The following is a 13,793-nucleotide window of genomic DNA, read 5'->3' on the forward strand; positions in this document are numbered from 1 at the left end:
CAGTTTATTAGGAAATAAAAAAGGAGATGCAAGAGTTTGCATCTCCTTTTTTTTATATCTGATGCGAAAATATTATCTTTGCACCCTCATAATATCTCATTTAGAAACAAATACAGATATGAATATAGAAAACAAAATAGCAGCATCGGTTATCAATGGGCTAAAAGCTCTGTATGGACAAGATGTTCCTGCAGGACAGGTGCAACTGCAAAAAACAAAAAAAGAGTTTGAAGGACACCTTACTCTGGTGGTATTCCCATTCCTGAAATTATCAAGAAAGAAACCCGAAGAGACAGCTCAGGAGATTGGTGAATATCTGAAAGCTAACGACTCATCCATCGAGGCATTCAACGTTATCAAAGGTTTCTTGAACCTTACTATAGATTCTTCCTGCTGGATTGAGCTATTAAACTCTATTCAGGCCGACAAGCAGTATGGAATTACTCCCGCCAATGAAAATTCTCCATTGGTTATGATCGAATATTCATCCCCAAACACAAATAAACCACTTCACCTGGGCCATGTACGTAATAATCTGCTAGGACATTCACTTGCGTGCATTATGATGGCCAATGGGAACAAGGTGGTAAAGACCAATATTGTAAACGACCGTGGTATTCATATCTGTAAGTCGATGTTGGCATGGAAGAAATACGGAAATGGTGAAACACCAGAGACATCCGGCAAAAAAGGCGACCACCTGGTTGGAGATTATTATGTATCCTTTGACCAGCACTACAAAGCAGAACTTGCAGAGCTACAAGCACAAGGTCTTAGTAAAGAGGAAGCTGAAACTAAGTCTTCGCTTATGAACGAAGCCCGCGAAATGCTTATCAAGTGGGAAGCCGGCGATCCAGAAGTAAGAGCTCTCTGGGAAATGATGAACGAATGGGTATACGCTGGATTCAATGATACATACAAAAAAATGGGAGTCAGCTTTGATAAGATTTATTATGAATCTGCTACTTACCTGGAAGGGAAAGACAAGGTGCTGGAAGGCCTTGAAAAAGGATTCTTCTATCAGAAGGAGGATGGTTCTGTCTGGGCTGACCTTACAGGAGAAGGACTTGACCATAAGCTACTACTCCGTTCTGACGGTACATCAGTATATATGACCCAGGATATTGGTACAGCAAAACTCCGCTTTGCTGACTATCCAATCAACAAAATGATCTACGTAGTAGGTAACGAACAAAACTACCATTTCCAGGTTCTCTCCATCCTGCTCGACAAGCTTGGATTTGAATGGGGGAAAGACCTTGTACACTTCTCGTATGGAATGGTTGAACTACCAGAAGGTAAGATGAAATCACGCGAAGGTACTGTGGTAGATGCTGATGACCTGATTGAAGAAATGGTAAATACCGCTAAAGAAACATCCAATGAACTGGGTAAGCTGGACGGCTGCACAGAAGAAGAGGCAAACAACATTACCCGTATGGTAGGTCTGGGAGCTCTGAAATACTTCATTTTAAAGGTAGATGCTCGTAAAAATATGACTTTTAATCCGAAAGAGTCCATCGACTTCAATGGTAATACAGGTCCGTTTATTCAATATACTCACGCACGTATAAAATCTGTACTTCGTAAGGCTGAAGAGGCAGGCATCGTTCTCCCTGAAACATTGCCAACCAATGTAACGCTGAACGAAAAAGAAGAAGGATTGATCCAGATGCTTTCTGAATTTGCAGGAGTCGTAAAACAGGCAGGAACAGATTACAGCCCATCAATCATTGCAAACTACGTGTACGACTTGGTGAAAGAGTACAACCAATTCTATCACGACTTCAGCATTTTGCGTGAAGAAAATGAAGACCTGAAAATATTCCGTCTTGTGCTCTCTGCTAACATCAGCAAGGTTATTAAGCTGGGCATGGGGTTACTTGGAATTGAGGTTCCGGAAAGAATGTAAATTCAACCCGTTTTTTGAGGAATATCGCTTTTATTAAGCAAATGTATCAATTACATTGTTTTTAAAAGCTTTCTAAACAACCCATTTCAAAGCTGATATTTTTCACTTGAATCTGTCAAACTTTAAATATCCCCTTATTTAAACTGCTCTTTAAGAAGAACAGGCTTAAATAAGGGGTTTCTCATTCCTATTCCTTTATGCACATCAGAACGCCCTCTCTATTTACCCGAAAACATAAAACGAGAGGTCTGCCGGATAACCCGACAGACCTCTCACCATATTGTATATTTGAATAAATCTCTATCTTATTTCTTTTTTGATGCATATCGTCCGCGCTTCGCAGTAGCCGGCTTTTCATCCTGAATACGTACAATCTCGAGGCAGGTAGGCAAATTAAGATCCTGTGGAACTACATCTTTCGGGATTTTATAGTTTGTTCCCTTGAAGGCAATGTAAGGCCCATAACGTCCGTTCAGAATCTGCAATTCCGGTTCATCTTCAAAAGTCTTGATAATTTTCTGAGCTTCTGCCAATCTTTTCGCTTCAATCAACTCAATTGCCTCTTCCAAGGTAATTTCCATAGGATCAGCATCTTTTGGAAGAGAAATAAACTTAGCATTATGGCGAACGTAAGGGCCGAAACGTCCAGTCCCTATCACTACTGTTTTATCTTCAAAATCACCCAGTGTTCGAGGTAGTTTGAAAAGTTCCAACGCCTCTTCCAGAGTGATGGTCTCCAGTGACTGTCCCTTTTTCATCTGAGCAAAACGAGGTTTATCCTCATCATCAGCCGAACCTATCTGAACCACAGGTCCGAAACGGCCAATCTTTACAGAAACTGGCTTCCCGGTTGCTGGTTCTTCGCCAAGAATACGTTCACCCACCTTATGTTCAGTTTTTATAGCTAAAGTCTTTTCAACAGATGGATGGAACTTCTCATAGAATTCATGCATTATTTCTGTCCACTGCTTTTCTCCTTCAGCCACTTCATCAAACTCTTTTTCTACTGATGCAGTAAAGTTATAGTCTAGAATTTCGGGGAAATACTCTGTTAGGAAATCATTCACAACTGTTCCAGTATCTGTTGGGAAGAGTTTTGCCTTCTCTGCACCAACTGTTTCTGTTTTCGTAGTTTCAGTTAAAGAAGAGTTACTTAATACCAGTTGTTGGTAAGAACGTTCTTGACCTTCCCTGTCTTCCTTCACCACATATTCGCGTTGTTGAATGGTTGAAATAGTAGGAGCATAAGTAGACGGACGTCCGATACCCAACTCTTCGAGTTTACGAACCAAGCTTGCTTCCGTATACCGAGCCGGATGTTGGGTAAATCGTTCAGTGGCTACAACCTCTTTCCGTTCAAGTTGCTGCCCTTTCTTCATTGGAGGAAGTAAACGGCTTTCAGTCTCCTGTTCAGCGTCATCATCGTATGATTCTTTATAAACGCGAAGGAAACCGTCGAATTTCACCACTTCACCTACAGCGACAAACTTCTCTGCTGCATTGTCAAGTGCAATGGTAGCTGTTGTTTTTTCGAGTTCAGCATCAGCCATCTGCGAAGCAATGGTACGTTTCCAGATCAAGTCATAGAGTTTCTTCTCCTGAGAGGTTCCCTCCACACTCTGCTTTTCCATATAGGTAGGACGAATCGCTTCGTGAGCCTCCTGCGCCCCTTTGCTCTTGGTATTGAAATGACGAAGTTTTACGTACTCTTCGCCCATGATATTTGTGATTGCATCTTTGCTTCCCGCTACTGCCAAATCAGACAGATTCACAGAGTCGGTACGCATATAGGTAATTTTTCCAGCTTCGTAAAGTTTTTGTGCTACGGACATGGTTTGTGCCACAGTAAATCCTAGTTTACGAGCAGCTTCCTGTTGAAGGGTTGAAGTAGTAAATGGTGCAGCCGGACTCTTCTTCAGAGGTCGCATGCTAATATCTTCAATGGAGAATGCTGCATTTTTGCAGGTTTCCAGAAAAACTCTGGCCTCTTCAATAGTCTTCAGTCTACGTGAAAGTTCTGCTTTCATCTCTATCGGCTTACCATCCTGATCGGGAACAATAAAGATAGCCGTTATACGATAGGCCGCATCCACTTTAAATGCCTGGATTTCACGCTCACGTTCCACCACCAAGCGAACTGTCACCGATTGCACACGTCCGGCGGATAAGGCAGGTTTCACCTTCTTCCATAACACAGGAGATAATTCAAAACCTACAATTCGGTCGAGAATGCGTCTAGCCTGCTGTGCATTCACCAGATTAATATCTATGTCTCTTGGCTGTTCAATAGCCTTGAGAATTGCATTTTTTGTAATTTCATGAAAAACAATACGCTTTGTATTTTCTGGTTTAAGTCCGAGAACCTCATACAAGTGCCAGGAAATAGCCTCTCCTTCGCGGTCCTCATCGGATGCGAGCCATACTGTTTCTGCATCTTTCGCTTCCGCCTTGAGTTCAGTCACTAGTTTCTTCTTTTCAGTGGGGATTTCGTACTTAGGTTCGAAGTTGTTTTTTACATCGATACTAAATTCTTTTTTCTTCAGATCCCGGATATGACCATAGCTGGAAAGAACTTTAAAATCTTTCCCCAAAAATTTCTCAATGGTTTTAGCTTTGGCAGGAGACTCGACAATTACAAGGTTTTTCTGCATAATATTCTCGTTTGCGATTAAAGGAGCCAACCCTTTTTAACTTCTGAAAAACAGGTTGATTCCAATTCGATTTTGCCCGCAAAAGTAGGAAAAACTTATTTCCCCACCTTATAATATAGAAAGAATCTACATTTTTTTACGAAAAAAGACTCTTTTTATGTTATAGGATGGGGAAATAGTTAGAATCTGATACTAGCACCAGCCAGGAAGTTAATTCCCTGTACCGGGTAAGAGTAGTAATATTGGTAATCCTTATTCATGATATTACTGAAGCGTGCAAAGATGGATATATCATCAGAGAGGTTATAGGTTGCCCCTAAACTTAGGTCGCTAACAGGACTCAGCTTAACAGCAGAACCATGAACAACCGGACTTATGAAAGAATCGGATAGGCCAGAACCAGAAAGTGCTGGATTGATATAATCTGATGCAACAACATCAATATAGTTCAAATTTACTTCACTCCGTGCAATGTACCGATATCCGGCATTGATCGTCAGCTTAGGAAGCACCTTTACATCTGCATTAAACTGTAAATCGAACTTCGGTTTCATCAACATATAGTTCATATCGCTGTTTTTCCATGAATAATAGGTTCCTTTCAAGGAAAAGTCGGCCATACCTCGATAGGTATATTTCAGTTTGGAGCCGATATAGAAATGCTTTGTGTCTTCAGTCTCTGTATAAGGTTTAGCCAGATTTATCATATTTGAGAAGAGGTTACTAAAACAAAGATCGTCGTTAATGATATTATATCCGGCAAAGAGATCAAACCAGAATCCGCCTCCCACATTTGCCTTGAATCCCAACATTGCATCCAGCTGATTATAAGAATTATTTTGTTGATAGAAATTAGCATAAGGATTCAGAGATTCAAGACGGCGGAAATCATTCAATTCCTGTCCGCCAACCAGCTTCAGATAAGCCACATAGCTCTTTGCAAAAAGATATTGCGTCTCTATATCCGGTGAAACCTGAATTGCCGGGCTCGATTTACCACCATCCACATTATTATTCAATGATGAATAGTCTACATGCGCACCAAGTCTCACTTTCCAGGAATCATTCGAGAACACATAATAAGGATTCAGTTCCAGCGAGGTGTAACTGCGATATCCGGTCTTTGAATAAAAAAAATTATTCATCTCTGCCTTAATTCCCACTCGCTGCTGCTCACCTATCATTCCATAAACATCGCCTTTGGTGCGCCAAATCTTTTCCGTCACACTTTCAGGATAGGATTTTTTGAAAGAGAGGAAGTTGGTCTCTGCCTGAAACTGCAAAGGGAAATTCTTATCAAGAGATTTGATTCCTGCATGCAAACTCCATTTAGCATGGTGCTGCTTGTCGGTTAAACTAGGCATTAACGCATTCTCCGGCTCTAGGAATGCGTGATAATTAAAGTTATCCGTTCCGAAGTTTACCGCCGCATCCAGGAGTACCCTGTCAAACCGATGCTGATAATCCGCATTCAGTTTTGTACGGTAGTAACGCGATTTCCAGTTTCTGTTCTGATAAGCTGATTCAAAGATTTCAGGTAATTTCAGGGAAGCATTCATTCCTTCCAGACTGCCTGAAACATTAAGTTGATCCCTCGGTGACAAATCAAAAAGGTATGCCGCCCTGGCATCCAGATTTCCATAGTTACCATATCCCAGCTGGGCAAATCCCCACTTTGCTTTCGCCTGATCCAAATTGCGTGTTACAGGGTTCATCATCTCCTCCAAAGAAGAAATGGGAAGCAATGACATGTTGTACTCAATTGTTCTTTTGCCAACAAATGGTTCTTGAACCTTAGGCAGAACATTCACTTTCGAGGCATCCATTATATCCGGGTTGTACTCTTTTTCCACTACAACCACGCGGTTCAGTGTCGTGTCTTTCTTTGCCTTCTGACCAGCAGCATTCAATGATACGGATAGTAGGGCCGCGGCAAGAAGCATATTATTAAGTTGTTTCATGTTTGTTTCTTATTTAAGTTTTTCCAACCGGTTGTTTATCATCTCCTGAATATCATCCTTTTCGGTATAGTTCTCCTTGAGACTCAGCAGATATTGTTTAGCATCCAGCTTTTTGTTCATCGAAGCATAGATATCCGAAAGAAGCACAAATCCGCGAGCCAACCAGTATACATGTGGCGTGCTCTGGTCAATGTAGTTCAGCACCTCTTTTTCGGCCAATGCCTTATTCCCTGCATTGAAATATAGTTGAGCCACCAGGTATTTTGCTTCTGCTCCATATAGGGTACGTGTATCCTTGGCGAGAGTCTGCAAATCCTTAAGCGCATTCTTCTCGTCTTGCAGAGCGAGATAAGACTTTGCCCTATCATAAGTTGCTTCATTCACCAGCTCGGGCGAAAGTTTTTTATTAGCCAGCAGTTCCGTTGCAGCACCTATCGCTTCCTTGTATATTCCGGAGTTGAATGAACTTCGCAAAATTCCAACCTGCGCCATTGAACGATTCTCAGCCGAGGAGGTTTTCTCCTTCAAGCGTTTGTATACCTGCAATGCCTCCTGATATTTTTTCTCATCCATCAACAGCCCCGAATTAATAATCATGGCCTCTTCCGAGAACTCATTATCCGAGTACGAAAGCACCTTCCCAGAATGTTCCAATGCTGCAGCAACATCTTTTTTACCTGCATAAATCACAGAAAGATAGTAGTGTGCATTGACACTAAAAGCACCGGCAGGAAAATTCTGCAGGTAGGAAAGGAAACTTTTTCCGGCTGACTCATTGTCTCCCTTCATATAAACCTTCTCAGCCGCCTGATAGGTGATGGAATCCTGTTCAGACATATCAAAAGTTCCCGCCCCTGAGGTTGTCTGTGAGAAAGAGATAAACTCGTCCGTCTTATTCAGGTCAATGTAGATTGACTTTAGGTCGCGCATTGCCATACGCGCCTCTTCACTTCCCGGATAATCGGCAATCACTTTCTTGTAAGCCTTGATAGCTTTTCCATAATCATCCTGCTGATAATAGAGCAATCCAATCTCGCTTGCTCCGGTCCGGCTTATATCACTGGTTGGAAAGCGTTGAAGCAACTCCTCAAACGAAGCAATGGCCTGTTGATTATACCCTGCCATTACACAGGCACGTCCTCTTTCATAAAGAGCATGATCCATGTATTGCGAAGAAGGGTATTTCTGCATTAACTGATTCAACAGAGATATTTTCTCGGAATAATTCTTTTGTAATCCGGCCACGAATGCATCCTGATAAAGAGCGTAATCGCCTGCCGACGGGTCGGTCGCGACAGCTTTGGAATAATTTCTACGCGCTGTAGTAAACTCCCTATCATAAAAATAGCAGTCGCCCAAACGGTTGTATGCATCAGCAAGCACTGTTTTCCCACTTTCCCCGTTTACCAAAGAGGTATATTTCTGGAACCAGCTTAAAGCATTCCGGTAATTCTGCTGTTTGAAATTGACATACCCCATATTGTAATGTGCCAGCGCATACATCTCGGTAGCTTTCTGGGCTGTTAACTGCAGATAGCTCTGAAAGCCCTGTCCGGCTTGTGTATATTTCCCCTGTCGGTAATAAGCTTCCGCTCTCCAGTAGTAGGTATCTGCCTTGGTCTGTGCATTATACTGTCCAATTTCCAAAGCACGATCAAAATAGGATATCGCCTTTACAAAGTCTGCATTTGCAAAACTCTCCGTACCCAATTGGAAGAGCACATTCTGTTTAGCTTCCATAATACGGGCACCGGGACGAGAAATCTTTTCAATTGATTTTAAGGCGGCAGCATAGCTCTTGCTGTTCATATAAACCTCCACCAAGTAATCGCTTACCTTTTCGGCATAAACGGACGACGGAAACTCGTTCAGGAATCGTTCAAACACTTTCACAGATTCGCCAAAGGCAGAATAGGAGGTTTCGTGTATGCATAACGCATAGTTGTACATGGCCAGCTCTTTCACTTTCATGTTATAGTCAACAGATGATGCCTGCTCAAAAGCCATTCGCGCTTTATTCTTTTCAACCAGCTGCAGGTACGAAAGTCCCAGGTGAAGATATGCATTCTGGGTCAGCGCATCTTTTACAGTCACAACTCTCCCCAGAGTTTCGGCCGCCTGAGAATAGACGTTGGTTTCGTAATATGAAAGTCCCAACAGATAGAGTGCCTCTCTGGAAGGCTCTTCGGTTGCCCCTGCATATTGATTCAAGGCATCCACAGCCTTGGGGTATTGTGCGGAATAGAAGCAGGCTTCCCCCAGTATACGCTGCAACTGTGCATTCTGCTTCCCGTTCGGATAGCGTACAATGCAGTCGAGTGCTTCTTTTTCTGCTTCAGCATATTTTTTTTGCTTCAGGTACATCTCACCTATAAACACAGGCGCAAGCTCCCCATACACCGGATCAGCTTTCAGGGAAAGAAATCCTGTTAGTGCAGATTCATATCCTTTCTGGGTATAGTCTATGTAGGAAAGATAGTAAATACAGTCGGCGGAATAGTTGTTACCAAGATGCTGCAAGGTTCGGAACCAAGTGGCCGACTGCACCAGATTGCCTAACTGCAGATAAGACATCGCTTTTCTGAAAGTGACATCCTGACACTCTTCATTACTTAGCTGACTTGGATCACAGCCATCGAAAAGCGAAATTGCTTCTTTGTACTCCTTGTCAAAATAGTAAGCAGACGCAATCAGTGAGTTCACCCGGTTTGCATGACGCGATTCCGGATATTTCTCCAGATATCCCCTCAATACAGCGATACGGTTGCTCTCATTTAACTCATAGGAAGTGCAGGCAATCATGTACTCTGCTTCCTGGATTAAATCGGCATCCTCCTTTTGCTGAACAAATGTTTTCAACATCTGACGGGCCGATGAATAATTCTTTTGTTGAAAAAGTATTTTCCCATTTTCAAATGTACGTACATAAGAAGTTATCGTTGAAGACTGCTGAGCAGAAACAAATATTGGGAAACCACAAATTAATTGAAATACAAGCAGGGATCTTCTAAGTCTCATAATAATAGTTTTTACAAAAATACAACCTTATGTTTTAGGAAACAACACGAATGATCGTAAAAAAGCTAAAAAAGAGAGTGGTAAATCATTCTCAATAAGCCAAATTATAACAACCCTTTACGGTCGTTAACGTCAATTAGGGAGAAAGAGGATAAATCACATCAACTCTTTGTCAATTAAAATGTTATATAAGAATAGACAAAAAGTATCCGTATGAAAACAACAGACTTAGGCAAATGGCACAAACTCTCGGCTTATCAGGAGAAGCTGGAGGAAAACAACGTGCGATGTCATATTTGCCCCCACAACTGCCTGATTCATGAAGGAGGAACGGGCATATGCCGCGCCAGGGTAAACATGGAAGGCATTCTATATTCCATCGCCTATGGAAATCCTTGTTCCATGGGAATTGATCCGATTGAAAAGAAGCCGTTGTTTCACTTTCTACCCGGGGAAAGAATCTTCTCCCTGGCCACAGCCGGGTGCAATTTTCGTTGCCTGAACTGCCAGAACTGGGAAATTTCGCAAAGTTCACCCCAGAAACTGGAGCACTACGATCTGTCGCCTGAGGATCTGGTTAAAAACGCGATTGCCCACAACACACAGCTAATTGCATTCACTTATACCGAGCCGACCGTCTTTTACGAATATGTATATGATACTTCGCAGATAGCCCACGAAGAGGGGTTGAGAACGGTGTTCATCTCAAATGGATTTATCAACCAACAGCCATTACTCGATCTTTGCCCCTACCTGGATGCCGCCAATATTGATCTGAAATGTTTCGATGATAGCATATATCGAAAGCTGGACGGCGGACGTCTGCAACCTGTTCTCGATACGCTGAAGATACTCAAAGAGAAAGGGGTATGGCTTGAAATCACCAATCTGCTGGTTCCTACCTATACCGACAAACCAGAAATGATTGAAAAGATGTGCGCATGGCTAGTGGAAAACGGATTTGAAGATACTCCGCTACATTTCAGTCGGTTTTTCCCTGCTTACAAACTAATGGACCTACCGCCGACAGCAGAATCAATTTTGATTGAAGCCAAGAATATTGCAGAAAAAGCAGGAATTAAATATGTCTATATAGGTAACATCCCAAGCCTGGGAAATGAAAACACCATTTGTCCGCACTGCAAAAAAACGATTATAGAACGCAACTGTTACCTTATCGGTCAGGTTTCCATTGAAGACGGGAAATGTGGATTCTGTAAAGAACCCATTGCCGGAGTCTGGGAATAATAAAAAACGCGAAGTTGTACAAGCTTCGCGTTTTTTATTATCAGTTATCTGTAACAAGATTCACTGGATATTTGTAATACAACAATTGGGAATCGGTGTAAAATAGAGGCTATAGGCTTATTCGCTCTCTCCAAAAACGGTTGCGGTGAATATATAAATCTCAGCATCTTTCCATCCTTCCCATCCAATGCCGGCCTTATCGCGGGCACAATGCCCCAGGAAAGTCTCCTTATCCCATCCTGTTTCTGTAGCCACCTGAGGGAGGAAAACTCCACTGTAGAAACCTTTCACCAGGTAAATTCCATGCACTCCCAGCTCAATTTCAGAAATATCTGCAATCTGACGCAAAGGAGATAGCGCCGAAATCTCAATAACAATATCCTCTAACTCCTCTTCCTTTAACGGCGGAAAACGGGAATCGTAAATAGCAGCCCATACCGCCTTATCACGCACGGTCTGAATCAGGGGTCTGTCAGCCGTCAGCTGACCGATACATCCACGCAATGAACCGTCTTTCTTATGAAGAGATACAAAAGCTCCACAATGAGCCTTCAATCCGGAAGAACATTCTACAATATCCAGCGGTGGTCGATCCACTTTTCGGAACAACTTCTCGATTGCCCCTCTCGCCTCATGCAGCAATCGCTGCTTTTCTTCATCTGTCAATGAGAAGTCTTCCTTGCTTGCCTTGGTTTCGGTAACTGCAATTGCCCAATACCCCACCACCTGACTCCTATCGCCAAACATCGCGGCATCTCCGGAATTGTTGTATTTCACCCCTTGATACAATAAAGAACGATTATCCTCGGTCATATAAAGCAAAGTCAATACCGACGGCCATCCGCACAAACTGGTTGCCAGATGAGGAATGTGCTTATGTGCATTCTCAGCCAGTACCTCAAGCAAATGTTTCGGGTTATTGGAGATAATGGCCCGTTCAGTCAGCAAATCCACCGATCGAGCATTTTCATAACCCGGATAATGAGAGAAATCGGTGCTGATTACAAAGAGGTTTTCCCCATTCAGATAGGGTTTAAGCGCCAAAGCAATCCGCTGGCAGATTGCCGGTTCGGCGGTTCCCAAAAGAATTGGTACAATCTTGTAATTACCTTTCAGTACATGATGCAGGAAAGGGAGTTGCACCTCTATGCTATGTTCACTTAAATGAGGCTGTCGGTCGGCCGTAAAAATATCGGGATGAAGTTCAACCAGCTTTTTCCCAAGTTCGGTATCCACCACCTCTTTTCCGTAGGGCATCAGGAAATCTCCGTCGCAATAGATTGATGCTCCCTCAAAATAGGCTCGGTGAGATGAACCTATTATGAATACATGCTGATAATTGGCACTAGCATCAATCTGATTAAAAGCCGATGCGGCAACTATACCGGAAAACACATACCCTGCATGTGGAGTAATAATGGCCCGGACATTACGGTACTCTTTCGGAGCAGCTTCCGCAAAAAGTATATTCAGTTCATACTGTAATTTTTCGGCACTGCCAGGATAGAATTGTCCGGCCACCGCAGGCTGCCTGTCATAAGCGGAATGTTTGTCACTCATATTCAATAGAATTAAATGCTTGGAGAGAAAGCGACTTATCTATTTATAAACAAACAAGAGCTGCAGTAAGTTTAAATGTTTTCAATTACATTTGAGAGTATCAGGAGCCTAATCATACTAAAACTTAGTGAAGACAACATTAAATAAAGAAACAATTCAACATAAAAAAGGAGTGCTTTTTGTACTTTTGAGGAACTAAACTATAACCCGGCTTAATTAAAAAGATTATAATGAAGAGTGTTCTGAATCTTACGTCAATAACTGTTGTTGCACTTTTGCTCTCCTCCTGTAAAAGTGATGAGCTAGCACAGAATGACGACACGAAAGAGTTTATTGAAATTAAAGAGAATTTTGAGATTTACAATGGCTCCATTCCAAATGGATGGACAGGAGATATCATGGTTGCTATGGATGGCTCAGTATTGGCCGACCGTAGAAGTGTAGACGGTGGAAGGACCTGGGGACCACGAATTCCTTTATTGGGTGGAGCCGGAAGAGTTCTGGATGAAACCACCGGAGATATTCTGAAACTAGACCCGGGAGGCGCAGGCAAGAAGCCACAGAATTTTATGTACCGTAGCAAAGACAACGGACTGACCTGGGTTAAAGAAGATATTGTGCGATATCCGGACATCAACGGATGGGTACCTATCATATCAGGATGCGAGGAGGGCATCACACTTCGCCACGGGAAACACAAAGGAAGATTGTTGCTTCCTTCAAGAGTACTGATAAATTACGATGCAACCAACGATTCATTGCTTCCTTACCACTACAGCAGCGCCAACTATTCGGACGATGGAGGAAAAACATGGCATACAAGCGCACCCTATCCTGTTTCGGGAACCGGAGAGGCCGCATTGGTAGAACTCTCCGACGGAACCATCTACTACAATTCGCGCAATCATAACCGTGACGGAAATAGGGATATTGCCTGGAGCTATGACGGAGGAGAAACCTGGCAAGACCAATCCATTAGCAAAGAACTTCCCGACGGTCCTCCCAGAGTATATGGAAACAAAGCCGGATTGGTGCGTCTGGAAATTGAGGGGCAAGATATCCTGGTTTTCAGCATGACAGATAATCCTTTGGGGCCTGTAGCTATTCACAGCACGGTTGGGCGTATCAACATTACCGTATGGGCTAGCTTTGATGGCGGGAAAACATGGCCGGTAAAACGGTTGGTACATCAAAAAGGAGGATATTCCCATCTGGCAGCCGGGCGGCCCGGAACCCCCAGCGAAGGATTGATATACCTTACAACCGATGGCGTGTATGCCCGCTTCAACCTTGCGTGGATAACACACGGGAAGGACTGGCACGAGTTTCTGAAAAAATAACCATTTTGAGGATATCAAAGAGACTGCCTCAAAAAGTGAAATTAAGTCTTATAGACTTGAATATTTGGATATAGATCCAATTTGAGTCTTGAAGAAAAGAGAG

Annotated in this window: 7 protein-coding genes; 3 read left to right on the plus strand and 4 right to left on the minus strand. The window is 42.8% G+C overall.

The window, feature by feature from the left end:
- The first annotated feature begins 118 nt into the window (after positions 1-118).
- Positions 119-1,912 carry an arginine--tRNA ligase gene (gene argS, locus ABWU87_RS11285; protein ID WP_353330778.1) on the plus strand — a complete coding sequence of 598 codons (1,794 nt, stop codon included), beginning with the start codon at positions 119-121 and terminating at the stop codon, positions 1,910-1,912.
- A 305-nt stretch (positions 1,913-2,217) separates the two neighbouring features.
- Here the strand turns inward: argS and topA are convergent, their stop codons facing one another.
- From topA to ABWU87_RS11300, 3 genes are all read right to left on the minus strand, one after another.
- Positions 2,218-4,563: a type I DNA topoisomerase gene (gene topA, locus ABWU87_RS11290; RefSeq protein WP_353330780.1), complete on the minus strand. Its 2,346-nt coding sequence runs from the start codon at positions 4,561-4,563 to the stop codon at positions 2,218-2,220.
- Positions 4,564-4,742: 179 nt separating this feature from the next.
- Positions 4,743-6,524 (minus strand): TonB-dependent receptor, encoded by a 1,782-nt coding sequence (locus tag ABWU87_RS11295; protein WP_353330782.1) that lies wholly within the window; start codon positions 6,522-6,524, stop codon positions 4,743-4,745.
- A 9-nt stretch (positions 6,525-6,533) separates the two neighbouring features.
- Positions 6,534-9,542: a tetratricopeptide repeat protein gene (locus ABWU87_RS11300; RefSeq protein WP_353330784.1), complete on the minus strand. Its 3,009-nt coding sequence runs from the start codon at positions 9,540-9,542 to the stop codon at positions 6,534-6,536.
- A 213-nt stretch (positions 9,543-9,755) separates the two neighbouring features.
- Between ABWU87_RS11300 and amrS the strand changes: the two genes are divergently transcribed.
- Positions 9,756-10,790 carry an AmmeMemoRadiSam system radical SAM enzyme gene (gene amrS / locus ABWU87_RS11305; protein WP_353330786.1) on the plus strand — a complete coding sequence of 345 codons (1,035 nt, stop codon included), beginning with the start codon at positions 9,756-9,758 and terminating at the stop codon, positions 10,788-10,790.
- A gap of 117 nt (positions 10,791-10,907) precedes the next feature.
- Here amrS and amrB read toward each other — a convergent pair whose 3' ends face one another.
- Complete coding sequence (gene amrB / locus ABWU87_RS11310; protein WP_353330788.1) at positions 10,908-12,350, minus strand: AmmeMemoRadiSam system protein B; 1,443 nt, start codon at positions 12,348-12,350, stop codon at positions 10,908-10,910.
- Positions 12,351-12,580: 230 nt separating this feature from the next.
- Between amrB and ABWU87_RS11315 the strand changes: the two genes are divergently transcribed.
- Positions 12,581-13,690, plus strand: a complete 1,110-nt coding sequence (locus tag ABWU87_RS11315) for a sialidase family protein (RefSeq protein ID WP_353330790.1) — start codon at positions 12,581-12,583, stop codon at positions 13,688-13,690.
- The last annotated feature ends 103 nt before the right edge of the window (positions 13,691-13,793 follow it).

The organism is Bacteroides sedimenti, from assembly GCF_040365225.1.
GTDB classification, from domain to species: Bacteria; Bacteroidota; Bacteroidia; order Bacteroidales; family Bacteroidaceae; genus Bacteroides; species Bacteroides sedimenti.